A 25,453-nucleotide genomic window follows, 5' to 3' on the forward strand; every position below is an offset into this window, starting at 1 on the left:
AAGCCTTATGCACCAAAGCCTTTAGGCAATGGAGCCTTTAACCATTTCATGGAAATGTCGTTTAGCTTGCCTTCTGCCAGAGCCTTCGCAATGATGCTGTTCACTTCTGTTTGTAGCGCTGTTTCACCTTTGGCCATACCGATGTAACAAGGTGAGTCTTTCAGCATGAATTTCGCTTCAGGGGCACGAGCCGGCTTACGTTTGGCGATCTCTGTTGCAACAAGGTTACCTGTGGCAATCAAGTTCACTTGACCAGATAGGTAAGCTGTCAACGTAGTGTTGTTGTCTTCAAAACGCTGTACTGTCACATCACTTGGTGCGTTTTTCTCAAGCTCTAGGTCTTCAACCGAACCACGGGTTACGCCTACAGTTTTACCAGATAGGTCTTGAAGAGCGCCCACTGAGATGCTTTTCTCACCGAATACACCCAAGAAGAATGGTGCGTATGGTGTTGAGAAATCGATGGCTTTTTCGCGCTCAGGGTTTTTACCTAAGCTAGAAATCACTAGATCAACTTTGTTGGTTTGCAAGTACGGGATACGGTTCGCACTGGTCACTGGAACAATCGTCAAATCCACACCAAGCTGATCGGCAATGTAGTTTGCCATGTCTACATCAATGCCCTGCGGTTTAAGGTCAGCGCCTACTGAACCGAATGGTGGGAAGTCCTGAGGTACGGCAATGCGAATTTCATCGCGCGCTTTAATGTCGCTAAGCACATCTGCCGCTGCGCTCATTGCTGTACCCAAACATGCCGTTGCAAGCAGTGTCTTACCTAGTAGTTTCTTAAGTGATGTCATCGTTGATTGCCTCGTTTAGCTTTATGTAATTGTGAAACAGAGTTTGCAAGCAATATGCCAAAATGAAACCAAAGTTTCATAACTCACTCAGTATGAGACGTAAGTACCAACTATGGCTGACTTTTCTTGAGGAAATAGGCAAATTTGCCCATAAGTATCTGACCGATAAGTCAAATTTCAATATGAACCAACATGATGCATAAACAATTACGCGCACCAAAACAGCCCATCGACTTTCATTAAAAAAGTTTAATGTTGTGTCCATCTTGGGTTTAAGGGGGATACGCTAAAGTGATAGCCATCATAACGAACTGAGGAGAACCCTTATGACTTTCAAAGCAAAAATGGGCATCATCGCAACGGGCTTATTTACAACGGGCACAATGTTAACCGCATTAACCTCTGCGTTACTGCTCACAAGCACTGCCAGCTACGCAAAAGACAAAGACCATAAAGATGACATCATGCGTCTTGCGCTGCAGTCCAGTGAAACCACTATGACACAGGCTATCGCGGCATTTCGTTCAAACTATGCTGGCACCATTGTTGAAATCGAACTAGACGACGAAGATCACATGCTCGTCTATGAGATCAAAGCCATTAATTTAGACGCTGGTGAAAAGCACCAAGCTTCGTATACTTTAAACAACTTAACGGAAGTCGAGTATTACCATAAGTCTCTGAAGGTATTGGGCTTTAGTAAACTAGATGATGAAGATGTGGCAGCGATCGAATCCGTCAACCAGCCTGGTGCTGTCTCCATTGATAAAGCCATTGAGATTGCTAACGCTCATAATTCATCACATATTGAGTCCATTGAGCTAGAACACAAACGTGGCCTTACATACTATGAAGTGGAATACATCGACGGTTCACAGATGCGACGCCTATTAATCGACGCGGCGTCTGGAGAATCCATTCCGTCTATCAATCGTAAGTAATCATCATCCATGCAAATTAGCAGGTGCTCCCCACACCTGCTTTTTAATAGGTAAACAGCCCATGCGAATACTGGTAGTAGAAGACGATCAAGTCACACAAAGCTTTCTCAAAAAAGGCCTCACAGAACAAGGTTATCACGTTGTGGTCGCCAGCGATGGACAAGATGCGCTTTTCCAAGCACTAGAAGGTGACTTTCAGCTGATTATTTTGGATCGCATGTTGCCAAAATTGGATGGACTGACGGTTCTCAACACTTTGCGCAGTGCCGGACGAACTCTTCCTGTACTCATTCTGAGCGCCTTGGACTCTGTTGATGATCGGGTGAAAGGCTTACGTGAAGGCGGTGATGATTACCTCGTTAAACCTTTTGCTTTTGCTGAGTTACTGGCTCGCATAGAGATTTTGCTAAAGCGCTCCTCGCACCAACAACCTGCAGAGCACTCGGCCTTGACTGTCGGTGACCTCTCTATGAACTTAATCACCCGTGAAGTCTCGCGCCAAGGCCGCCCGATTACTTTACAGCCGAAAGAATTTCAGCTGTTGCGCTATCTGATGGAGCACCCGGGACAAGTGGTCACACGTACGTTACTCTTTGAAGCTGTCTGGCACTATGACTTTGATCCTCAAACCAATGTAATTGACGTCCATGTGGCACGTCTTCGAAAAAAGGTAGAAAGCGATGACCTGGCTCCGATTCTTGAAACCATCCGTGGCGTCGGCTATCGACTGGTGGACAGCTCGGTTCGCTAGCTTTGCTTGGCGCTTCACCGTTTTATTCACTGGTATTCTGCTGCTACTGATCTCAGCCATCATCTTTGTGCTGTACCAGCTCAGTATTGGGGAGATCAGCCGCAGTAAGCAACAACAGCTCAATCTGATCGCACAGCAACAACAGCTATTAGCAGAGCAACTCCAATACAGTGAGTTCTTACAACAACTCAGCCTGCAAGCGGAGCAAAGCCGTGACTGGATCATTGCTTATCAAGATTCCCAAGCGGCCTTGGGGGATTTATCTCGTGTCCCCAATCACCTTCAAGGCTGCCCCGATGTATCCTCTTTCCTAGTCGCCCAAGGTGATGATCTGCGGGTTTATTCTGGCTGCATCGTGACGCTTGCTCAAGGCACGTTGCTGGTCGCGTTTGATGAAGAAGACCTGTATTTCTTACAACAACGGTTCATCAATGCCAGCCTCGTTTCACTCCTGTTGACCATTATTCTTGGGGCCTTTTCAGGGCGCTATCTTTCTAAGCAGTTACTAAGACGTATAAAAAGGTTTAACCAAACAGCCGCTGTTGTTCAAGGTGGCAACTGGTCTGCTCGGGTACCGTCAACGGGGCGTGGGGATGAATTTGATCTCTTGGCGAGTAACATCAACCGAATGCTGACACAGTTAGAACACTCCTTCCAAGCGGTGTCTGGGGTAACCGATGCGATTGCCCACGACTTACGAACACCGTTAGGACGTTTGCGTTTGGCACTGGAATCCGCCATCACCCAAACACCGCAAGAGCCGATCACCGCAGCAACGTTAGAGCCTATGCTCAAAGAGCTCGACGACATCCTGCATACCTTTAGCTCGATGTTAGAACTGAGTCGCTTAGAGCACAAGCAAGCACGCTCTTCCTTCCAAGAGGTTGATTTGCAACAGATTGCCGACGATGCCATCGAACTACTACAGCCTATCGCCCAAGATCGACAGCAAAGCATTCTCCTTGATGCATCCGGTGTTACAACAATAGAAGGCGATCGATCATTAGTCTTTCGCGCCTTGTTTAATACTCTTGAGAATGCCAGTAAATATGGTGGAGACGGTGCCACATTGAAACTGTCATTAACCGCTACTGGCTTCACGGTTGCAGATAACGGTCCGGGCATCGCGACAGAATTTCACGATAAAGTTTTCCAGCGCTTATACCGTTTAGAGTCCAGTCGCACGACACCCGGTTACGGCCTCGGACTACCGTTAGTTAAAGCCATAGCAGAGTTTCATGGCGGTGATGTGGAGTTAAGCAATCTATCTCCTGGCCTCGCAGTCACCGTGCGTTTTAGAAAAGACAGATCTATTAGCGCGAATGGTAGGGAGACTGTTGGCACGACTGCTGCTTTCGATTAACGTATACCTATTCGTTTTTATTGAAGGCAGCACATCATCGTGAAGCAGGATGTTCTTTCGCTTATTGAGCAAAATTACCCAACACTGTCGCCCTCGGCGCGCACCATTGCTAACTACCTACAGCAACACCCACTGGCAATTGTGAGTCAAACGTCTGCGGAAATCGCCGAACATACCCAGACATCTAAAGCGACTGTCAGTCGTTTTTTCCGCCAGCTCGGATTTGAATCACAACAAGATGCCAAACAGGCCCAATTACAACTGCGTCAACAGGGTGTTCCAGTGTTAACGCAAGGCCAATCCATCGATCAAACCGCGGAAGAACTAAAGAACCTATCCCTGACATTTGAAGGACTACGAACAGAACTACTGGATGAAATTAGCGCCCAGTTAGCCAACGCAAGTCGTGTCACTTTAATTGGCTTTCGAAACTCTTACCCTGTTGCACTGCACTTCCGTCAGCAGCTACAGCAGATCCGAACGTCAGTTCGGCTATTGCCCCAACCAGGGCAGACGTTAGGTGAAGATCTACACGATATTCTAGATGACGAAGTCATCGTACTGTTTGGCTTCCGCCGTAGAACGCGCATCTTTAAGAAGATTGTTGAAGCATTAGAAGGTCGCAACACCATACTCGTGACCGACCCGACTGGACAGGTCTACAACCAACAAGTCAGCAAAGTCTTGGTCTGTCACCTCGGCAACGACAACCCATTCTACAGCTATGCAGCCCCAATGAGTCTCGTTTCGATGCTGTGTAATCGCGTCTACAGCTACATTGGCGAAAACGCGCAATACCGAACCCAGTCTATTTCGAATCTCTACGATGACCTGGATGAAATGGAGTTGTAACAGGATGCTACGACTCCAACGCAGTAGAAATGGCTAACACAATCTCATCACTGGATGGGATACTCGCGTCCGAGCGCATCACAATATGATGTGGCTCATAAAGAGGTGTATAGCGATAAGGAACAGTGAAGTAAAAAATGCCGACTGTTGGAGTATGCGTCGAAATAGCAATATTGCGAACGCCAGTATCCGGTGCAACCAGCAGAGAAGCTTGCGCTACTTTCTGCACCAACTCATCCAAAGGTAAGCATTCTTGGATTGAAAGGTTATCCTGAGCGGATAAGTCCTCTAAGAACTCGCCTTTCTCAAAGTCATTTTTGCCTTCCAAATAGACATGCTGATAATCGGGTAACGCAGCCATACTTTTCTCGATCACTTCGCGCATCTGATCTTTTGATAAGATCTTGTCTTTCATAGAAGCACCATTGAAATACAGGATAAATGGCCGCTCTTTGTCACATACCAATTGATGATCAGGGTAAGCAAAATCCAAACGCATAGGTGGTGTGTGACCAAGGATGCGCAGCATATCAAGCATCACTTCCACTTCTGGCTGCAAATCAGAGCGGAATACGGCCACATCACAAAGTAACCTGCGAACAAAGCTTTTGTATGGAAATCCCATTTTTAGCTTAGCCTTACCAAATGCCATCATCCAGTGAGAGCGATTGGTACTTGCTAAGTCAAACATAATATCTTGTTCACCCAATGCTTTGATACAAGCCAGCTTTTCTTTAGTCCCTGCGGTTTTACGCATATCAGAGCCTGGCATGATACTCACGTGATCCACAAGATCTGTTGGCATACCGTATTGATAGTTGGACACAGCAGCCAAAGTAATTTCCGCATTTGGGAAGAATTTTCGTGCCTCGACCAAAAACGGACGCACAATCACCTGATCGCCTAATGCAGCATGTCTAATCACAGTGATTTTTTTGACTGCCTTCGGATCAAACTCATCAGCTAAGTATCGTCGTGCTTTTTTGTTTGCGTACGCACCACGTTCAAACCAAAGGTGCTTTAAACGATCTGGTGGAAGTTTTGTCATGTAAAGAGTCCGTGTCGAAAGCTATCAAATAATGATGAGATTTTACCGTTCAAGTGCAACGATGCAAAATGATATGAAAAGGCTAGGCCCATAAAGAGGATTAGGGTGTACTAGTCAGATCAGCAATCTGACTTACTAGCCCAGATAAAGTGGTCTCTAATGCGCCGCCATCTGAGCCAAAAACGATAGCGATGACGCCCGCAACACCTACCGCTATCACGGCGTACTCTGTTGCTGCCACGCCATCCTTGCTGGTTAAAAACTGCCCGAGTGCCATCATCAGCTTTTTATAAAGTATGGTAATCATAATCCATTAAGTGCTATCAAATTGAGCTTATAAAACATAATTATTAACCTAATTTCTACAATAAGCACCATTTTTATAAGAAAGACTGGCTTATCTTAAGAAGCCAGCCTTTTTAACATACTTAACGATCTGCTTTGGCAAAGTTCGCTTGAATACGTTGATTCAAAAAGTCCTCTGCGCTGATTGGTTCATAGTGCTTGTTGGGCCCTTGGATCATCTGCGTTTTATTGGCTTGGCAGAAGAAGGCAACGGAGTAACGACTGCCGCAATATTCGTCCACACGAGGTAAACGCACACGGTGCAGATTGGATTTTAATTGGTCATCGCTCCAGCGCATCAACATATCACCGATGTTGCAGGTAATCACATCGGCAATAGGTGGTATGCTGGTCCACTGTTTCGTATCCGCATCTTTACCTGGACACACTTGCAGGCCACCATGACCTTCGTGCTGGAACAACAAGGTTAAGCAGTCAAAATCCGTGTGGGCACCTGCGCGCCAGATATTTCCCTGCTCAGTCACGCCTTCAGTTGGATAGTAGTGCAACAAGCGCAAGGTGCTTTGGTAATCGCTTTGTTTTGGATCGTGGGCTTTAGTGAAGAAGTCTCTCTCAAAACCTAACTTGTCTGCAAAGCACGATAGGACTTTCATACCGACTTCCCAACACTGCTGTTCAAACGAAAGAATATTGTCTTGGAAGTTAGGTAACTCGCCCTCGGTCGGCCACAAGCCATCCATGTGGTATTGAGTAATTTGGTAGGACTCTTTCTCGTCTGCAGTGCCTGTTGATGGGCGAATCTGGCTGCGAGTTTCATAGCCCGCATTAACACCTTTTGGCCGAGGCCATTGGGCTTTTACATCATCGGGAAGATTGAAGAATCGGTCGGACTCTTTAAACGCTGCATCGATATCTGAACGAGCGATGCCATGGTTTTTAAGTTGGAAGAAACCAATTTCTGTCGCCGCATGCCACAGTTCATCCGCGATTTGCTCGCGACGTTCTTCGAAGTTACTCAGGTCGATCACAGGCACTTCACGCTCTGCTTCAGAGCCAGCGCCACCGAAAGTGGATTCACGTTGTAGTTCTTCCAGAGCATAGGATTGAGTCATATTGCATCTCCTAAAAGTTCTGGAGCAATGACCCAGCTCCAATGGCCTGCCTGCTTCTACTCCGTTCGGTTAAATTGTCAGTTAGGGCTACCAAACGCCCTCATGTAGAGCCGCTGCCTCGTCTTCTAAACAAGGGCCGATGACTTCTACCTTACGTTGTCCCGCATCAAACACCGCTCGACAGGGTAAATCTAGTGTTGGGTTTTCCGGATGATTGCCGGTAATCGTTTTTAAACGTGCTTCACTTAGACCATATACCACTCGCCCAAGACCGGCCCAATAAGCCGCCCCAGCACACATCGCGCAAGGCTCAGCCGACACGTACATGGTGCAACGTGCTAAGAAATCGGGGCGATAGGTTTTGCTCGCACGGGTCATCAGCTTTCTCTCTGCATGACCTGTCATATCTAAATCAGGCAAATAGCCATTTACTTGCGACATCAGCACTTCACCATGTTCATCCACTAAAATTGCTGCAAAGGGGTGAATACCCTGCTTCTTTGCATCATCTGCTAAAGCAAAGCTTTGGCGTAACAAAGCTTCGTCCTGTGGGGTTAAATTACTCATAGTGTTCTCATCTTTAATCATCGTTATTTCTTCTTCGGTAAGCTCCAAGGGAACCACCACGCTTGAATCCACTGCACTGACTTGAATAGCAACAAGCTGGTCACTGCTAAGAAAATTAAGCCTGCAAATGCCTGCGGAATCTTAAAGAATGATGTCGAGAATTGAATGAAGTAACCCAGACCTTCTTCTGCTGCAACAAACTCCGCCACCACTGCACCAATAATCGCTAAGGTAATCGATACTCGTAGACCGCTGAAGATATGCGGTATGGCATAAGGAATACGGATCTGCCAAGTTTCGCGATAGCGCGGTGCACGAAGGGATTGGCTTAACTCGATCATTTCAGGTGGCGTTTCCAGCATGCCCGTGGTCGCGGAAACCACCAATGGGAAGAAGGTAATCAAGCAAGTGATCAATACGCGAGAGGGATCATCCGTACCAAGCAACACAATGATCAAAGGGGCTACCGCAACCACTGGCGTTGACTGGATCACAATCAATACTGGGTACAATGTGCGGTTCATTAACTCAGAGCGAATCATGCCAATCGACAACGGCAAGGCGATCAATATCGACAAAGCGAAGCCCATCAAAGCCACTCGAAGCGTTGCCCACAAATGCCCCATCCAACGGGAGAACTCCACATCAAAGAACGCTTTAATGATCGCTGACGGCGAGGGGAGGATGTAATTGGGCACCTTGCCTACCTGACAAATCAGCTCCCATAGAGCAATCAACCCGATGAAGAACAACACTGGCGCAAAACGATACGCCTGTAGCCCGACCCAAGACTTAGGCTGGTACGTTTGGCTCATAAATATGTCCTCGAATTAAGTCAGTCAGTTCAGCAAAACGCGGTTCATTTATGGTTTTACTGGTACGTGGGCGGGGTAAATCTACTTCGATCAAATCCAGCACTGTGCCAGGGCGTTTACTCATCACCAAAATCCGATCTGATAGCAACACAGCCTCGCTGATCGAGTGAGTGATAAACAGCACCGTTTTAGGATTCTCTTCCCAGATTTTTAACAGATCAAAGCCGATCTGCTCACGAGTCAGTGCATCCAACGCCGAAAAGGGCTCATCCATCAGCAAAATATCGGGGTTTAGTAACAAAGCTCGTACAATGCCAACACGCTGCTGCATACCGCCCGATAGTTCATCTGGCATTTTGTCTGCAAACTGCGTCAAACCAGCCATTTTTAACAACTCATCAGTACGCTTTTCGTCTTCTTGGGTGTAATGCCCATATTTATGTTTCAACGGAAACAGGACATTTTTGCGCACCGTCAGCCAAGGAAGTAAATTGGCTTTTTGAAAAACAATACCCACATCGTCACGCGGCTCCGTTACTCGTCGGTTAAACACCGACACTTCACCATGAGAAGGGATCAATAAGCCAGACACCATGCGCAGTAACGTCGACTTACCACAGCCAGACGGCCCCACTACCGCCACAAACTCGTGACGATGAATATCTAAATCAATATCTTGCACCGCCATCGGAGCACCAGGGCGAGGATCATAACGATGCCCCACCCCTTGCATACTGACGTAAGCGGATTTATTACTTACTTCTGTCAAAATATCACTCCGCCAAGTAGGTGAAATCCACCGCTGTTTGTGGGTCTAATGCGTCTTCACTTAACTCGTTAGCCGCGGCAACATATTCCCATGTTTGCTGGATACGCTCTGGGGTAAATACCCCAAAACCATCCGCTTTAGTGACATCGTTATAAACAAGGTTGGTAATACTCTTGATTTGTGCTGCAGCGATCTTGGCATCCACTTCCGGTACCATCGCATGAATCGCTTCCCCAGCTTTGTCGGGATGCGCATAAGTAAACTCTAGGGATTTCGCGAATGCTTTCACAAAACGCTCAGCCACTTCTGGTCGCTCAGATAAAAAACGCTCTGATGCCAACAATGAAGAGCTATACAAAGACAAGCCCGCGCTCGACCAAGGCATCTCGACGATTTCCTTGCCCGCTTCTGCGGCCTGAGTGGTAAATAATGCCGTATTGGTGACCCATGCAATGATCGCATCTGCATTGCCTGTAATCATCATTGGACCCAATGCGCCAGGATCGGTTTTCACTAGACTAATATCGTCTTCGCTCAGACCGTTCTCTTTTAGAACCAAAGGTAAAAACGCATTAGAAGAGGTAAAAGGAGATGTCGCGACCTTCTTGCCTTTCAAATCTTCGATGGAATCAATCCCAGAACTTTTCAGAGCGAAAAATGCATGTGGAGCTTGAGTAAAATAAGGGTAAATCGCCACAACAGGCACACCGTCTTGCGCCTTAGCAGCCATCAAAGCACCAATATCTGAGCTGCCCACATCAGATTGGCCAGTTGCCATTTTGGTCAGGGCATCGGTAGAACCTCGACCACTGGCAATCGAGACATCTAGGTCCGCTTCGGCAAAAAAGCCTTCTTGAATGCCCACGTAAACCGGAGCTTTATCGCCACCTGGTAGCCAATCCAACTGAAAGGTTACCTTGTCAGCAGCCATCACGGACGAACTAGAGATCAAACCGGCCAACAGAGATAACTTCAACGCTGCTTTCATACTCAAACTCTCCTGTGCTTCTTTAAAAGATACTTTTGTTTCACACAATAGGTGAGAGCAACATTCGTTCCAACTTTATCAAAACGGACAAAATTTATTTAAAAACAGTCAGTTAAAGATTAATCTCAACATTTCAGCACTCTTTTTCAGAAAATGATCGGGCAAGGTGACTCAAAAGAGAGCGAAACAAACGTTTCATGGATTGGAATTGCTAAAAAGCGGGGCACTATGGGAATGAGCAGTATTGAGTGCATAGGTTTGTGTGCGTGTATAACGCACCAAGTTCTCTTGTCAGCTCCGTCTTTTGAATGAAGGAATATCCATGAGAGCTCCAAATATCATTGCCCCAACAATACAAATGAACGCATAAGCGAGCATCGACTCTGGATTCAGCCGATCATCAAGATACCTATCTAATGAGATAACGCAAAACATAAATAAGCCAAAGAGTAAGCCTATCTTAAAGTTCTCGAACCGATTTTTTTTAGCTTTTTTAGTTGAGGAAAAAACAAAACGCTTTTTCTCCTTTTCGAGCCACTTTTGCTCTCCCCATAACTTCAACCAGATCCAAATAGGGAAGGTAAAGAACAAAACAAGCAAGCTAGTGAGATTCAGCAAACTAGGGATCTTTTGATGGCACTCTGGACAAATGATTCCAAACCAATGACCGAAGCTATTCTTACCAGACCATAGATCAGCATCATTCATTGCCTTGCAATGTGGACAAGGGACATAGTCAATGTCCTGCGCCTTGTCTGTTAACATAACCCGAGGCAACCTCTGCCCCAAAATCAGTTCATTGACAGCAAGCCCAGGATTGATAACCCAATGAACCAACAGCAAATTAGGTAGTTTCTGTACTTTATATTTGGATGAGTCAAATTCCATGTTCGCTCCAATAAATCCCTCTAAAAAAACAAATTCATCTGATTACCTAGGATCACATTTAAACTAAAACGTAACCGGCACCAGAAATACTTTACAACAGATACAGAAAAATCAAATGATAATCATGTTCATTATAAAACAAAACCCAATTTAGAAGTTAGTAAAATATCGAGAGCTGACCGCCCCATTCTCCACCCACCTACTAATAACCAGACAGTCACACCGCAGTTCACTAAAATCATTATCCAAAGGATCGCTTTAAAAGGCTGCTTAACGGTTTTGTGTCGAAGACGGTGCTGAGCTATTAGCGCCCCTGGCCAACCGCAGAAGAGTGATAGCAAATGTAGCGTTTTCTCAGATATACGACTCTGACCTTTTTGCGCGGCACGCTTATCAAAACCATATACCACATACGTCAGCGAAGACATGACCGCATAAACCGCCAACAGGATTGCCAGCCCATCCAGTAGTACGAATGAAACCGACAGTAGCAGGAAATAGGCAGCACAAAATAACAGAGAAGCTGGCGTTTTCTTTTTAGGGTTGGAAGTGACGCTAGGTTTGGACATTGACAGCCTTTCTAATGCTCTTTTGAATAGCGCACTATACTCTATAACTTCTTCAGATGAGTGAGACGCTGGCAGCGAGTTGCATGGAATGGCGTAGCAAATGGCTAATAAGCACCGTAGATAGTGCAATAGCAACCTAGGAATGCTGCCTAGTTTGAGAATTGATCCCTCGGAAACCGAGGTCCTACAATTCGGGACTTCGGTTTGCCTTGGGCAATGCGGTTTTGGTCGCGGGGCGGAGACCGCTCCTACAAAGAAGGACCTCCGACCGGTGTAGGCTAGCCCAGTGGGCCGCCGAGGATGGTTTTTGACAGTCCTTTCATGATGCCTTCGCCAGTTTCGCTACGCAGTTCGTCGTACCATGCTTGGGTAGTTTCTGGGTGGTAGCCGTGGGTCACGTCACAGCGAGCGCGAGCTTTCAGCACTAGGTCTTTCACGCGGTCCACTCGTGCGTCGTTGTACTCAGCGAGGGCCAGTTCAATGCTGTCTTCTTCTGCAAAGCATTGTCCTAACACCACAGCATCTTCGAGCGCAGCGCAGCCACCTTGCCCGATATCCGGCGTGGTGCTGTGACCAGCGTCTCCTAATAAAGCCACTCTGCCTTTGACCAACGGCTTAAACGGTTCTACATCATGGATTTCAATGCGGTTCGTGGTTTCAGGGTCGATGGCATTAATTAGTGTCTGTACTGGTTGCGCCCAATCTTGGAAGTAGCCTGTTAAGTCATTTTTAACGGTACTGCGATCCTGCGGCAGCCCAAGAGGCAGTGGCACATCAAAGAAGAAGTAGAAGCGGTTATCGGCAATCGGCATAACGGAGACACGTTTGCCATCGGCGACAAACATGGTCCATTGATCAGCTGGGGCGATGGCTTCATCGATTTCCACCAAACCATTCCAGTTCACATAGCCTGCATATCGACGTTCCACTTTATGTCCGAGTACGTATTCGCGGGCAATGGAGTGCGCCCCATCTGCCGCAATCATAAAGTCGCCCGTCACCATAGAACCGTCGGTAAAGGTCGCTGTAACACTGGTATCCGTTTGTGTGACAGCTTCTAAGCGCTTACCAAAATGAACCTTCTCGCGCCCCCACCAGTCAATCATTTGCGCTTGCAGGTCTGCACGCGATACTGGACATGGTCGCTCGCCCACTTCGGCTACCAACGGCGCTAAGCTGAATTGCGTCATGGTGGCACCGCTAATGCCTTCGTTGTAAGCCATTTTATGCATCGGGCCACCCAAGTTATCCATGATGCTGCCCATGCCTAGGTGATTCATGCATTTAACGCCATTAGACCAAACAGAAATAGCAGCCCCGACGGGTTTCATTTCTTTAACGGCCTCAAAAATCTCGCATTCGATGCCTTGCTGTTTTAAAGCGGCTGCGGCGCTCATGCCACCAATGCCTGCGCCAATGATGATTGCTTTCATGGTATTCCCCTTGCTCATTCGGTGTTTCCTTACACCCTAATGGCAAGATTCGTACCCAAAACGTTTGTTTCTACCAAAACCCATATGAAACAATGGTTTCAGAGCTTTGCTGTAGCCATAGACTCTGATTGCGCGATCATTGGGACCGCACAACCATGATGCGCATGCACTAGCATGACGCAAAAGTTAACCGATCGATCAACTTCCACGATAGGTGCTGTAGGAGTATGGTGTCACGAGCAGAGGTACGTGGTAATGGCTGTCTTCGTCGGCGATACCGAAACGCAATACCACCACATCGAGAAAACGAGGCTCAGGCATTTCGATACCTTGCTCTGCGAAATAATCGCCAATGGCGAACTCTAATTCGTAGCGCCCAGCTTTAAACTCTGCTCCTTCCAAAAGCGGTGCATCGCAGCGACCATCATGGTTGGAGAAGGTTTTGTGAACCAAGCTTCGCGTGCCGTCTTCGGCTAATTGGTAAAGTTCAATGGCGACACCTGACGCTGCTACACCACGAGTTGTATCGAGAATATGCGAGGTTAAATAACCCATAAAAAATCCTTATAAAAAATAGCCAAGATGACCCACTTGGAAAAATATACTTGCACTTTGGCGTGCTTACAGCGGAAAGTGTTAGAACAAAATCTATGCCAGTAACGACACCCAAACTTGGCATCAGCTAAGCACACTTAAACCATAAATACCAAGGAACACCGCGTTATGAACACAGCAAGCACACCTCTGCTTGAGCAAGATAAAGACTGCTTTATCAACCACTTAAAAGACATATACGAGCATTCAAAGTGGGTTGCCGAAGCGTTATATGGAAAGCGTGATTCGCTAAAGCATCATCGAGACGGCCCACAAACTGCGGTCACTCAAGCCATGTATGACATCATCGAAGCCGCCGATCACAGCACTCAGCTTGTCTTACTCCGAGCCCATCCAGACTTAGCAGGCAAGGCCGCTTTGGCGGGGGAGTTAACCGATGCTTCCACCAGCGAACAGGCTGGTGCAGGGCTAGATCAACTCACTCCTCCAGAGTTTGAACGCTTCCTTGGTTTGAACGAAAGCTACCGCGATAAGTTTGGCTTTCCCTTCATCATGGCGGTGAAAGGCGCCACCAAAGAGCAAATTCTTGAAGGCTTTGAAGCACGCCTACCTAACTCCGTCGAGGATGAGTTTCGTCGCGCTTTGAACGAAGTACACAAAATTGCTGGCTTTCGGATCGAAGCACTCCCTAAGTCATTTTGGTCAGCATAGTTTTTGCGTTAGCACTGTTTGTTTCAGTTGACAAAATAAAGAAACAATTGTTTCATAACTTAAGAGACAGGAGCAAACCATGAAACACTTCACCGCCCAAAGCCCATTTTTGACGCCGACAAAAGGCAAAGCGTTTGCGCATAAAGCGCCGACATCAGACGCTTTGTCGGGTATGCGCCTCGCGGTGAAAGATTTGTTTCATATGGAAGGTTTGCCAACCACAGCGGGCAACCCAACGTGGCTTGCCACTCACAACCAACCAACGGAAACGGCGTCATGCGTTAGCGCTCTGCTCGATGCAGGAGCAAGCTTCGTAGGCAAGACCATCACTGACGAGTTGGCTTACAGCTTAAACGGGCAAAATATTCATTACGGCACGCCAGAAAACCCAATAACACCTGAGCGTTTACCGGGTGGCTCCTCTTCCGGCTCTGCTGTTGCCGTATCAGGCAATCTGGCTGAGATTGGTTTGGGCACTGACACTGGCGGCTCCATCCGAGTGCCATCAAGCTACAACGGCTTATTTGGCTTGCGCCCAACCCATGGTGCCATCGCGGCCGATAACATGGTGGCGCTAGCCCCTTCGTTTGACACCGTTGGCTTTATGACTCGCAGCCTTGATGAGCTAATCAAGGTTGCCAAAACACTACTACCTAACCAGCAGCCAAAGCTTGCTAAGACACTGATTGCCAAAGCATTAATCGAACAGGTTGAACACAAAGATGCGCTACTTAAGCAGCTAGATACTTGGGCAAATCAAGGCAAACTCAACATCGATGAAAGCCTTGAAATCGACCCTGTTTACTGGCAAACCGGTGCAACGTTTCGTACCTTACAAGGGGCAGAAATCTGGCAAAACCACGGCGCTTGGATCACACAGAATGATCCCGATTTCGCACCGGATATTGCCAGCCGTTTTGAATGGACCAAAACCATCAGCGCAGACGACGTCAGCGACGCCAAAGCACAACAAGCGAAGTTTCGCGCATGGCTCGATGAGCAGCTTGAAGGAGCGGTCTTGGTTCTGCCAACCACACCGGGTCGCTCACCGCTTTTGACCATGCAAGACAATGAGTTAGCAGAATATCGCAACCAACTTTTAGAACTCACAGCGATTGCTGGCTTATGTGGTTTACCACAATTACATCTACCCGTTTGCAGCATTGACGGCGCACCGTGTGGTCTATCCCTTATTGGCCCGCGCGGTAGTGATTTAAGTTTGTTAGCCCTAGCCCAAGACCTAATGGAGTAACGCATGTCTTCGATCTCGCCATCTATTGCCTTTACTGCACCACATCACGAAGCCACCAAAGCTGGCCAAGCCATCCTTGAACAAGGCGGCACGGCGATTGAGGCCATGGTCGCAGCGGCAGCAACCATTGCGGTAGTGTATCCACATATGAATGGTCTAGGTGGCGACGGTTTTTGGCTCATTAGCGAACCTGGCAAAGCACCCATCGGCATCGACGCATCCGGCAAAGCGGCACAACTTGCGACCTTGGATTTCTTCCAAGGTGAAGACGCGATCCCTGCGCGTGGCGGCAAAGCAACCGTCACAATGGCCGGCGCAGTAGCCGGCTGGCAAAAAGCGTTAGACATCAGCGCGCTCTGGCAAGCACCTAAGTCATTAAGCGAACTGCTGAAAAATGCTATCGATCATGCAGAGAATGGCATCGAAATTACGGAAAGCCTGCAAGCAGCTAGTCAGAAAGTACATGATGATTTGTCAGCGGTACCGGGCTTCGCGCAGTTCTTAGATCAAGGTGAAACACTCACCCACGGTAACCGCTTAACGCTGAGTACCTTGGCACAAACACTAAAACACTTAGCCGAAGTCGGCTTAGACGACTTCTACAACGGCACGGTTGCTGAGAAGCTGGCAGCCGACCTTGAAGCGGCTGGCTCGCCAATTCGTTTGTCAGATTTCCACGATTACCGTGCAGAAGAAGTCACGCCGTTAAGCGTAGAAACAGGTGTAGGTAAGCTTTACAACCTACCGGCACCGACCCAAGGCATTGCTTCGTTGATCATCTTGGCGCTGTACGATCGCATTCACCAGCTAGGCAATGGCGGTGAAACCGATATGGCACACCTACTGATCGAAGCCACCAAACAAGCCTTTATCGCCCGCAATGAATATGTAACTGATCCAGCGCGCTTAAGCGTTGAGCTACAAGACTTATTAAGCGATGAAAGCCTATCTGCCATGGCAGACAACATTGCCATCGACCAAGCCCAAACTTGGCCACACCCAGCGAAGCACGGCGATACCATTTGGATGGGCTGCTGCGACAGCGAAGGTCGTATGGTGAGTTATATACAGAGTCTGTACTGGGAGTTTGGCAGCGGCATCGTCAGCCCAAGCACCGGCATTGTGTGGAATAACCGCGGTTCATCGTTCAGCCTTGAAAAAGGCCATTTGCAAGAACTTGAGCCGAATTTAAAGCCATTTCACACCCTAAACCCTGCTTTTGCAGAGCTTAACGATGGCCGTCGCATCAGCTACGGCACCATGGGCGGTGAAGGCCAACCACAAACTCAAGCGGCACTATTCAGTCGTTATGTGTACCACAAGCAGCCTTTGGCGCAGAGCATCGCCGCAGGTCGTTGGTTACTGGGTCGCACATGGGGAGATGTGAGCCACAACTTAAAAGTGGAAAGTGATTTCGCGGCCGATGCCGCAGATACATTGATTGCCCGCGGTCACGACTTAGTTGCCGTACCTGCGTGCAATGAATTAATGGGGCATGCGGGCGCCGTGGTGTTGTTCCCAGAGGGCAATACCGACGCCGCCACCGACCCACGTAGTGATGGCTTAGCGGTTTCTTCGGCTAGTCATTGAGTAGCGAGTTAAGTCTTAGAGTCGTCGAAGTCAGTTATGAAAGCGCCGTCCGTTGGGCATCCCTGCCCAAAAGTCCGGCACGCCCGTCCATGGGCCTACGCTTTTCATAACCGACTCCTCGCTTTCAAGGCAAACAGACAAAATGTTTTTAAAGTTTGAACACCGTAAGTGTTCAGTGGGATCAAAACAATTCTAGAGGCCAGCAATCAGGATGATTGCGTAGGCTTAATCGGCACAGGGATGTGCCGTCTAAGCCGGGCCGAAGAATTCGTTTTGATTCCAATCACACACAACAGTCCTTAAGCAGGAGTTAAAAAGTAGATGTCATTCATAATGGAAAACTATTCCATGATTTTAGCCATGATGGGCACAGGCGTGATCGCCGGTATCTTGGCAGGTCTGTTAGGCGTTGGTGGCGGTATCGTAATCGTGCCAGTGCTGTTTTTCTTATACCAAGGTCTAGGCGTCAGCGCTGACTCAGCCATGTTAGTCGCCACAGCCACCTCTCTTGCGACCATTATTCCGACATCGATTAGCTCGATCCGCGCCCATAACGCGAAAGGCAATGTGGACTTTGAGCTACTTAAAGCCTGGGGCTTCTTTATTTTCCTAGGTGTGTTGATCGGCAGTTTTGTCGTAACACGTGTGGAAGGCCAATGGCTAACGTTATTATTCGGTGTGATTGCGACCCTCTCTGCAATCAATATGCTGCTAGGCAAAAAAGACGCCTTGTTTAACTCGCTACCAGGTAAAGGCGGTCAGAGCATCATCGCCACTTGTATCGGTTTCTTCAGCTCTATGGTGGGGATCGGTGGCGGCACGCTAACCGTGCCAACGCTAACCTTCTGTAACTACCCTGCACACCGTGCCGTCGGCACCGCCGCAGCCGTGGGTCTTATTATTTCTCTACCCGCAGCGGTCACTATGTTGATCGTTGGACAAACACCAGCAGACGCACCATTTGGCACATTTGGCTTGGTTAACCTTGTCGGTGCCGCCTGTATCATTCCGCTGACGGTATTGTTCGCACCAGTGGGTGCGGGCCTTGCGAACCGTTTAAACGCTGCCATGTTGAAAAAAGTGTTCGCGGTAACACTGATCTTCACTGGTCTTCGAATGCTTTATCAAGTTTTAGCGTAGGAGCTACCCCATGCAACCTCTACAATTTCCACCACGTTTGCTAATGGGCCCTGGCCCGATCAACTGCTATCCAAGTGTGTTGCAAGCCATGTCAACGCAGCTAGTGGGTCAATACGATCCAACCATGACGGGTTATATGAACGAAGTGATGGCGCTATACCGCCAAGTCTTCAACACGCAAAACGAGCAAACGTTCCTTATCGATGGTACGTCTCGCGCAGGCATCGAAGCGTCTTTGGTATCCGTATTGGAGCCAGGCGATAAAGTGCTTGTGCCGATCTTCGGACGCTTCGGCCATCTTCTAACAGAGATTGCAGAACGAGCCGACGCGGAAGTACACACCATTGAAGTGCCTTGGGGCGAAGTCTTCGACCCTCAACAAATCGAAGAAGCGATCAAACGTGTGCAGCCGAAAGTATTGGCCATCGTACAAGGTGATACCTCAACGACCATGTTGCAGCCATTGAATGACATCGGTGGCATCTGTCGCGCCCACGATGTGCTGCTGTACACGGATGCGACGGCTTCCATTGGCGGCAACCCATTTGATATGGATGCTTGGCAAATCGACGCGGTATCAGTTGGTCTACAAAAATGCCTTGGCGGCCCCTCTGGCAGTGCGCCAGTCAGCTACAACGACCGTTTCGTGGCAGCAGTACGTAAGCGTCACCATGTAGAAGCCGGTATTCGTGACGCACACCATACAGAGTCCATGGGTTCGCGCATTCGCTCAAACTACTTCGACCTTGGCATGATCATGGATTACTGGGGCGAAGAGCGCCTAAACCATCATACAGAAGCAGCAACCATGCTATTCGGCTCGCGCCAATGTGCTGTAGAACTGCTACGTGAAGGCCAAGACGCGGTCATCGCCCGCCATCAATTAGCTGGCAACGCCATGCTGCAAGGCATCCAAGCAATGGGCTTACAGCCATATGGCGATCTAAGCAATAAAATGAGCAACGTGGTTGGCGTTCATATCCCTGACAATGTCGATGGTGAGAAAGTACGTCACGATATGCTCAACATCTTTAACATCGAAATCGGCACCAGCTTTGGCCCGTTAAAAGGCAAAGTGTGGCGCATCGGCACCATGGGCTACAACGCACGTCAAGATGCTGTGTTGCACACGCTTCAATCCCTTGAAACCGTACTTCGCGGCCAAGGTTTTGCTCTGCCCAATGGTGAGGGTGTGGATACTGCATTAGCCGTGTACTCTTCAGCAAAAGACAGTGCAGCGCAAAAGGCTAGCCTATGATGGATTTCAAACGCCTTGGCCAAGCCGTCATGGAGCGCTTGGAGACGCTTGGCAAGATTAGCCAATCGTCCGAGCACCTCGACCGTCGCTACCTGACTGAGCAACATAAAGAAGCCAACCAATTGGTTGGCGGCTGGATGGAAGCCGCAGGCATGCAAACTTGGCAAGACCAAGCGGGTAACTTGTGGGGCCGTCTTGAGGCCGAAGATGCCAACGCACCGCGCTTTATTATGGGTAGCCATTTGGACACGGTACCCAATGGCGGTAAATACGATGGCATGCTTGGCGTGGTCGCTCCGGTGACCTTGATCGAGGCGTTCCAAGCGGAAGGTATCCGTTTACCTTTCCATTTAGATATCGTGGGCTTTGGTGACGAAGAAGGCACCCGCTTTGGTTCGACTTTGCTGGGCAGCCGCGCCTTAACCGGCCAATGGCCAGCGAGCTGGGCCGAGCTGAAAGACGATGACGGCATTAGCCTTACCGAGGCGCTGGAAAACTTCGGTTTAAGCTTTGATAAAGTCTCAGAAGCGGCAATCCCGACGGACAATTTGAAAGGCTACCTTGAACTGCATATTGAGCAAGGCCCTGTTTTAGAAGAGAAAAACCTCCCTATCGGTGTGGTCAGCGCCATCGCGGGTGCTAAGCGTTTTGAATTTACCGTCACTGGTATGGCAGGTCATGCGGGCACAGTGCCCATGCCAATGCGATTGGACGCGCTAGCGGCCAGCAGTGAAATGATTTTAGCGGTGGAAGCCGTTGCTAGAGAGCATGGCGTCGTCGCAACCGTCGGCCAGATCAGTAACCGCCCAAATGGCGTCAATGTGATCTCTGGCAAAACTGTTTTCTCATTGGATATTCGGAGCGAACACGATCAACAACGCGATGACGCTTTGACCGACATCATGGATCGTTTGGCGAAGATCGCCGCAAAGCGCAACGTTATCTTAGAACATCAGCAAACCCACAGCGCCAACGCTGTACATTGTGACGCTGGGCTACAAGGCGTGTTGCGTGATGCCATCGCTGCACAAAACATCGATGTCCATACCTTATTCTCAGGTGCTGGCCACGATGCCATGGCCATGGCGGAGATTTGCCCAGTAGCGATGCTGTTTATGCGCTGTGACAAAGGCATTAGCCACCATCCAGCGGAAGCGATTATGACCGAGGATGTGGTCGCCACTTTGGCGGTGTTAAGCCATACATTGCAGAGCTTAAAGTAGGCTTTGCAGCTTGAAGGGGTCAGATCCCTTTAACGAGAGCATTCAAAGACTTGGTCATTCAACATTTAAGGGATCTGACCCCTGGAATATTTACAGGGGTTACTCGATGCAATTTATTCGAATTTATAATGACGATCAGGGCAAGAGTCATTTTGGTGAAGTGAATATTGATGTACGCGATGGCGGGCCGATCGGTATGTTGTCAGAGCGTTTTGAAGCGGGAGAGATGATCTTTCGCGAAACACCAGCGGACTACGATTTCAAATGGCACCCAGCGCCACAGCGTCAGCTGTTATTTATCATCAAAGGCAGTTGTGAGTTTAAAGTGTCGAGCGGTGAAACCCGCCAATTCAAAGGCGGTGATGTACTGCTGCTAGAAGACACCGAAGGCGAAGGTCACTGCTCTAAAGCCTTGAATAACGAAATCCGCCACTCGATCTTTGTCACCCTTCCAGAAGGGACAGTGCTGTAAGCGCCCTTCTGAGTCTTGTCCCTGTACGACCTGACTCTGTCAGGGACAAGGTTTGGCTAGCCCACAATTTTTAGCTCTAACCCAAGGGCTTTTAACACTTTTAAAATCGTGTCGAATTGCGGCCGCGAGCCAGATCGTAGTGCTTTGTATAAGCTTTCGCGCCCAGGGCCACTTTCTTTCATGGTGTTTCAGCTTAATGCATCTATAGTCGAAGATGATGTGGTGATTGTTACCGTCTTGGCAGTTGGCAAACGTGATCGCAGTGAGGTTTATAGTAAGGCAATGGATAGGCTGCAGTTTATTTTTACATGCCATAGCTAGATCTTTTTCGCAGCTTAGATACACAGCCTTCTCCACGAAAAAAACCATTGCAAACTCTGCAGTCCCAACAATCATTGCCTCTTTCTTGTAGCCGAATGAGATACTATATCCATAGGTCCATCTATTTATGTGTTTACTCTGATGTCCGCTCTATACAACGAGCTTCCGTTAAGCCTCACTATTCCTCGGCAACCTCACCGAGATCAACGCAGTTAAACCAATAAATCCTGCCGATACCCACAGGCAAACGACTAAGCCGTAGTCCTGATATAGCCAGCCGGATAATAGCGTGCCGATTAGGCGGCCCATGGCGTTGGCCATATAGTAAAAGCCGACATCAAGAGACACACCATCTTTGCCTGCGTAGCTGACGATAAGATAACTGTGTAGGGAGGAGTTGATGGCGAATATAGCACCGAAAGCAAATAAGCCTGCGATCACGGCGAATTCAATCTGCCAATCAAAGGTTAGGGCCAGAGCAATGGCAACGGGAATCACGCCGAGGGCTAGCGCCCAACCAAGGGCTTGGCGACCATCAGGTACTTTGCCAGAGGCTTTACCGGTAAAGCGTGGTGCGAAACCTTGGACAAAACCGTATGCAATCACCCAAGCCGCGAGGAATCCGCCCACGTACCAATGATCCCAGCCAAAGGTGCTGGCAAGGAATACTGGTAAGGCCACCACAAACCAGACATCTCGGGCACCGAACAAAAACAGACGAGCAGCAGAAAGGTAGTTTACCGCGGCACTTTTCGAGAAGATGTCACCAAATTTTGGCTTATTCTTCGCTTTTCCGAGATCCTTTTTCAGCGCTAACATGCTGGCAGCCCACACCAGCGCAAGTGCTACCGCCATCCCCAGAATCGAGCCTTTAAAGCCAAATAGGCTCAATAACGCACCGCCCAAAAAGAAGCCCACACCTTTTAAGGCATTTTTAGAGCCGGTGAGTAGAGCCACCCATTTATATAGTTGACCTTGAGCATCGCTAGGTACGAGAAGCTTAATTGAGCTTTTGGCGCTCATCTTATTTAAGTCTTTGGCAATGCCCGATAACGCTTGTGCGCCCATCACCCAAGGCACGGTTAAGAAACTCGCGGGCACCAACAACATACTCAGCGCCACCACTTGCAGAAACAGCCCAATATTCATGGTGCGGTTAAGGCCAAGACGCGCGCCCAGCCAGCCGCCAACAAGATTGGTGACCACGCCAAAGATCTCGTAGAACAAGAACAGCATGGCGATTTGCAGCGGGCTGTAGCCTAAACCGTGGAAATACAGTACCACCAACATCCGCAACGCGCCGTCGGTTAAGGTAAACGCCCAGTAATTACCCGTCACCACCATATATTGGCGGATCGCTGGCGAAAGATTGGCTAGTGCTCCCATGAGATCTTGATTCCGTTTATGAGCAAAGTAAGTAGTTAACGCCTCGCTTGATGATGACAGCACCGACCGACGCACACCCCTGTGCGTGACGGCCGGGTCGCCCATCCATGGGCTAAGTGCTTGTCATCTTCAAGCTAAGCTTTGCACGTGCATCAGTAAGATAAATTCTAAGCCTTAAGATCGGCCATCAGGATGATGGCAAGGCTCATCCAGTGCAGGGACGCACTGTCTGAGCCGGGTCGTAGGCTGGATTTATCTAAATTGGTCAAAGAGCTAGGCCTGATCCAAACGACCGACCATACGCATTAGCTCAGCAGTACGGTTGGCGTAACCCCATTCGTTGTCATACCAAGCGTACAACTTCACTTGTGTACCATTGATGACCATGGTCGAAAGCGCATCGATGATGCTAGAGCGTGGGTCAGTTTTGTAATCCACCGATACCAATGGACGCTCTTCATAGCCAAGGATGTCTTTTAGCTCGCCCTCTGCTGCTTCTTTTAGGAAGCCATTTACTTCCGCTTCGGTCGTTGGGCGGCTGACTTCAAACACACAGTCAGTTAAAGAAGCATTTGCTAATGGCACACGAACCGCATGGCCGTTTAGCTTGCCTTTTAACTCTGGAAAAATATGGGTGATCGCGGTCGCTGAGCCGGTTGTCGTTGGGATCAGGCTGGCACCACAAGCACGCGCACGACGTAAGTCTTTATGCGGTGCATCCAAGATAGTCTGTGTATTAGTGATGTCGTGAATCGTGGTCATGGAACCGTGTTCAATGCCCAATTTTTCATGAATCACTTTTACCACAGGTGCAAGACAGTTCGTGGTACAAGACGCTGCGGTAACGATTGGGTAAAGCGCTGGATCGTAAAGCTCTTGGTTAACGCCCATCACTACGTTTAGCACGCCATCTTCTTTCACTGGAGCGGTCACCACCACGCGCTTAACGCCTTGGTCTAGGTAAGCTTGTAGCAAGGCTTTGGTTTTCATCTTGCCGCTGGCTTCAATCACCACATCACAGCCTGACCAGTCAGTCTCACCAATGGCTTTGTTCTGCGTGCAAGGAATACGTTGACCATTGATGATCATCTCGTTGCCTTCTGCAGTGGCTTCGTGGTGCCAACGGCCGTGAACAGAGTCAAACGTGATCAGATGTGCGAGCGTTGCCGCATCGCCTGCTGGGTCGTTGATCTGTACGAATTCCACATCATCCCAATCAAATGCTGCACGGAACGACAAACGTCCCATACGACCAAATCCATTAATGCCTACTTTAATTGTCATCATTACCTCGCGTATATCGCGTAAAAAATTAGTGAGTAAACCAGTGGCGTGTGCGGTTGGCGAACCACACTAAGCTCAGCATCACAGGCACTTCGACCAAGACCCCGACAACGGTCGCCAAGGCAGCCCCTGAATGCAAACCAAACAAAGAGATCGCTACCGCAACCGCCAGCTCAAAGAAATTAGACGTACCAATCATGCAAGCCGGAGCCGCTACGCTATGAGACAAGCGTATCTTTCGAGCTACCCAGTACGTAATGGCGAAAATCACGTAGCTTTGAATTAGTAGCGGGATGGCAATCAATACAATGGCTTGAGGCTTCGCGAGAATGGTCTCTGCCTGAAAGCCAAACAACAGTACTACGGTAGTTAATAAGCCAATGATGGACCAAGGCTTCAGCCTAGCCAGCCATTGTTGCAAACGTTGTGGGTTCTCCCCTCGATTCAAAGTACGACGAGTGAATGCCCCAGCGATTAAGGGCAACACCACATACAGCACCACAGACAGCGCTAATGTACTCCAAGGGACAGTGATGTCTGTGACCCCTAATAAGAATCCCGCGATCGGTGCAAAAGCGAAAATCATAATGACATCATTCACCGAGACTTGGACTAAGGTGTAGTTAGGGTCACCTTTGGTGAGCTGGCTCCAGACAAAGACCATCGCCGTGCAAGGCGCAACACCCAATAAAATCATGCCCGCGATGTATTCAGACGCGGTCTGAGGGTCGACCCATTCCGCAAAGAGTCCCTTAAAGAATAGCCAGCCTAGCAACGCCATGGTGAACGGTTTGACCAGCCAATTCACCACTAACGTCAGAACTAAGCCTTTCGGCTTTTTACCCACGTCTTTGATGGCTGCAAAGTCGACTTGTACCATCATGGGATAAATCATCAGCCAGATCAGTACCGCGATGATCAGATTAACGTGCGCATACTCAAAGCTCGCCACCATAGCAAACATATTCGGCAGCCACAGACCAAGAACAATTCCTGTGACAATGGCTAAAGCGACCCAGACACTCAAGTAACGTTCAAAGATGCCCATGTTAGTCGCCC

At 48.7% G+C, this 25,453-nt stretch carries 27 protein-coding genes; 11 read left to right on the forward strand and 16 right to left on the reverse strand.

From position 1 onward, the window contains the following. Positions 1–5: 5 nt before the first annotated feature. Positions 6–800, reverse strand: a complete 795-nt coding sequence (locus tag C8D85_RS07070) for a transporter substrate-binding domain-containing protein (protein ID WP_133561090.1) — start codon at positions 798–800, stop codon at positions 6–8. Between the two features lie 326 nt (positions 801–1,126). Here C8D85_RS07070 and C8D85_RS07075 point away from each other — a divergent pair, with 326 nt between their 5' ends. From C8D85_RS07075 to C8D85_RS07090, 4 genes are all read left to right on the forward strand, one after another. Beyond that, entirely contained in the window at positions 1,127–1,741 is a 615-nt protein-coding gene (locus C8D85_RS07075) for a PepSY domain-containing protein (protein WP_133561092.1), read from the forward strand. A gap of 61 nt (positions 1,742–1,802) precedes the next feature. Then, positions 1,803–2,492 (forward strand): response regulator transcription factor, encoded by a 690-nt coding sequence (locus C8D85_RS07080; RefSeq protein ID WP_133561094.1) that lies wholly within the window; start codon positions 1,803–1,805, stop codon positions 2,490–2,492. Next, positions 2,422–3,855, forward strand: coding sequence for a sensor histidine kinase (locus C8D85_RS07085; RefSeq protein ID WP_133561096.1), 1,434 nt, complete (start codon positions 2,422–2,424; stop codon positions 3,853–3,855). Before C8D85_RS07080 ends, C8D85_RS07085 begins: the two co-directional genes overlap by 71 nt. Before the next feature lie 39 nt (positions 3,856–3,894). Then, positions 3,895–4,707 (forward strand): MurR/RpiR family transcriptional regulator, encoded by an 813-nt coding sequence (locus C8D85_RS07090; protein ID WP_228190072.1) that lies wholly within the window; start codon positions 3,895–3,897, stop codon positions 4,705–4,707. 7 nt (positions 4,708–4,714) lie between these two features. On the opposite strand, the gene C8D85_RS07095 is transcribed toward C8D85_RS07090, so the two are convergent. The 11 genes from C8D85_RS07095 to uraH all read right to left on the reverse strand — a co-directional run bounded on the left by C8D85_RS07095 (position 4,715) and on the right by uraH (position 13,757). Continuing rightward, positions 4,715–5,755 (reverse strand): glycosyltransferase family 9 protein, encoded by a 1,041-nt coding sequence (locus tag C8D85_RS07095; protein ID WP_133561100.1) that lies wholly within the window; start codon positions 5,753–5,755, stop codon positions 4,715–4,717. Between the two features lie 100 nt (positions 5,756–5,855). After that, positions 5,856–6,062, reverse strand: coding sequence for a Flp family type IVb pilin (locus C8D85_RS07100; RefSeq protein WP_133561102.1), 207 nt, complete (start codon positions 6,060–6,062; stop codon positions 5,856–5,858). A gap of 121 nt (positions 6,063–6,183) precedes the next feature. Further along, positions 6,184–7,173: an isopenicillin N synthase family dioxygenase gene (locus C8D85_RS07105; protein ID WP_133561103.1), complete on the reverse strand. Its 990-nt coding sequence runs from the start codon at positions 7,171–7,173 to the stop codon at positions 6,184–6,186. 87 nt (positions 7,174–7,260) lie between these two features. After that, positions 7,261–7,740, reverse strand: a complete 480-nt coding sequence (locus C8D85_RS07110; protein ID WP_133561105.1) for a nucleoside deaminase — start codon at positions 7,738–7,740, stop codon at positions 7,261–7,263. A 23-nt stretch (positions 7,741–7,763) separates the two neighbouring features. Continuing rightward, positions 7,764–8,555: an ABC transporter permease gene (locus C8D85_RS07115; protein ID WP_133561107.1), complete on the reverse strand. Its 792-nt coding sequence runs from the start codon at positions 8,553–8,555 to the stop codon at positions 7,764–7,766. Then, positions 8,533–9,324 carry an ABC transporter ATP-binding protein gene (locus tag C8D85_RS07120; RefSeq protein ID WP_244936955.1) on the reverse strand — a complete coding sequence of 264 codons (792 nt, stop codon included), beginning with the start codon at positions 9,322–9,324 and terminating at the stop codon, positions 8,533–8,535. The genes C8D85_RS07115 and C8D85_RS07120 overlap by 23 nt, the downstream gene beginning before the upstream one ends. A gap of 4 nt (positions 9,325–9,328) precedes the next feature. Next, the gene (locus tag C8D85_RS07125) at positions 9,329–10,312 is read right to left on the reverse strand and encodes an ABC transporter substrate-binding protein (RefSeq protein WP_133561109.1); all 984 of its coding nucleotides are present in this window, start codon (positions 10,310–10,312) and stop codon (positions 9,329–9,331) included. A 291-nt stretch (positions 10,313–10,603) separates the two neighbouring features. Beyond that, entirely contained in the window at positions 10,604–11,200 is a 597-nt protein-coding gene (locus tag C8D85_RS07130; protein WP_133561111.1) for a hypothetical protein, read from the reverse strand. A gap of 131 nt (positions 11,201–11,331) precedes the next feature. Next, positions 11,332–11,769 carry a DUF1294 domain-containing protein gene (locus C8D85_RS07135; protein WP_133561113.1) on the reverse strand — a complete coding sequence of 146 codons (438 nt, stop codon included), beginning with the start codon at positions 11,767–11,769 and terminating at the stop codon, positions 11,332–11,334. Positions 11,770–12,047: 278 nt separating this feature from the next. Then, positions 12,048–13,202 (reverse strand): FAD-dependent urate hydroxylase HpxO, encoded by a 1,155-nt coding sequence (hpxO, locus tag C8D85_RS07140; RefSeq protein WP_133561115.1) that lies wholly within the window; start codon positions 13,200–13,202, stop codon positions 12,048–12,050. A gap of 198 nt (positions 13,203–13,400) precedes the next feature. After that, complete coding sequence (uraH, locus tag C8D85_RS07145; protein WP_133561117.1) at positions 13,401–13,757, reverse strand: hydroxyisourate hydrolase; 357 nt, start codon at positions 13,755–13,757, stop codon at positions 13,401–13,403. 168 nt (positions 13,758–13,925) lie between these two features. Between uraH and uraD the strand changes: the two genes are divergently transcribed. The 7 genes from uraD (at position 13,926) to C8D85_RS07180 (ending at position 21,403) form a co-directional block, all read left to right on the forward strand. Beyond that, on the forward strand, positions 13,926–14,468 hold the full coding sequence (gene uraD, locus C8D85_RS07150) for a 2-oxo-4-hydroxy-4-carboxy-5-ureidoimidazoline decarboxylase (protein ID WP_133561119.1): 543 nt from the start codon (positions 13,926–13,928) through the stop codon (positions 14,466–14,468). A gap of 79 nt (positions 14,469–14,547) precedes the next feature. Beyond that, on the forward strand, positions 14,548–15,720 hold the full coding sequence (locus tag C8D85_RS07155; RefSeq protein WP_133561121.1) for an amidase: 1,173 nt from the start codon (positions 14,548–14,550) through the stop codon (positions 15,718–15,720). A gap of 3 nt (positions 15,721–15,723) precedes the next feature. Then, a complete protein-coding gene (locus C8D85_RS07160; RefSeq protein ID WP_133561123.1) occupies positions 15,724–17,310 on the forward strand; it encodes a gamma-glutamyltransferase family protein in 1,587 nt (528 codons plus the stop codon). A gap of 321 nt (positions 17,311–17,631) precedes the next feature. Further along, entirely contained in the window at positions 17,632–18,450 is an 819-nt protein-coding gene (locus tag C8D85_RS07165) for a sulfite exporter TauE/SafE family protein (RefSeq protein ID WP_133561125.1), read from the forward strand. A 10-nt stretch (positions 18,451–18,460) separates the two neighbouring features. After that, positions 18,461–19,708 carry a pyridoxal-phosphate-dependent aminotransferase family protein gene (locus C8D85_RS07170; protein ID WP_133561127.1) on the forward strand — a complete coding sequence of 416 codons (1,248 nt, stop codon included), beginning with the start codon at positions 18,461–18,463 and terminating at the stop codon, positions 19,706–19,708. Then, positions 19,705–20,931: an allantoate amidohydrolase gene (locus C8D85_RS07175; protein ID WP_133561129.1), complete on the forward strand. Its 1,227-nt coding sequence runs from the start codon at positions 19,705–19,707 to the stop codon at positions 20,929–20,931. The genes C8D85_RS07170 and C8D85_RS07175 overlap by 4 nt, the downstream gene beginning before the upstream one ends. Before the next feature lie 106 nt (positions 20,932–21,037). Further along, on the forward strand, positions 21,038–21,403 hold the full coding sequence (locus tag C8D85_RS07180; protein WP_133561131.1) for an AraC family ligand binding domain-containing protein: 366 nt from the start codon (positions 21,038–21,040) through the stop codon (positions 21,401–21,403). A 56-nt stretch (positions 21,404–21,459) separates the two neighbouring features. Here the strand turns inward: C8D85_RS07180 and C8D85_RS18240 are convergent, their stop codons facing one another. The 4 genes from C8D85_RS18240 to arsB all read right to left on the reverse strand — a co-directional run bounded on the left by C8D85_RS18240 (position 21,460) and on the right by arsB (position 25,442). Next, a complete protein-coding gene (locus C8D85_RS18240) occupies positions 21,460–21,585 on the reverse strand; it encodes a helix-turn-helix domain-containing protein (RefSeq protein WP_342353324.1) in 126 nt (41 codons plus the stop codon). A 307-nt stretch (positions 21,586–21,892) separates the two neighbouring features. Then, positions 21,893–23,110: an organoarsenical effux MFS transporter ArsJ gene (gene arsJ, locus C8D85_RS07190; RefSeq protein ID WP_133561133.1), complete on the reverse strand. Its 1,218-nt coding sequence runs from the start codon at positions 23,108–23,110 to the stop codon at positions 21,893–21,895. 273 nt (positions 23,111–23,383) lie between these two features. Next, positions 23,384–24,394 (reverse strand): ArsJ-associated glyceraldehyde-3-phosphate dehydrogenase, encoded by a 1,011-nt coding sequence (locus C8D85_RS07195; RefSeq protein ID WP_133561849.1) that lies wholly within the window; start codon positions 24,392–24,394, stop codon positions 23,384–23,386. Positions 24,395–24,422: 28 nt separating this feature from the next. Then, the gene (gene arsB / locus C8D85_RS07200; RefSeq protein ID WP_133561135.1) at positions 24,423–25,442 is read right to left on the reverse strand and encodes an ACR3 family arsenite efflux transporter; all 1,020 of its coding nucleotides are present in this window, start codon (positions 25,440–25,442) and stop codon (positions 24,423–24,425) included. Positions 25,443–25,453 lie beyond the last annotated feature (11 nt).

The sequence above is a fragment of the Marinomonas communis genome, assembly GCF_004363305.1.
In the GTDB taxonomy this organism is placed as follows: Bacteria; Pseudomonadota; Gammaproteobacteria; order Pseudomonadales; family Marinomonadaceae; genus Marinomonas; species Marinomonas communis.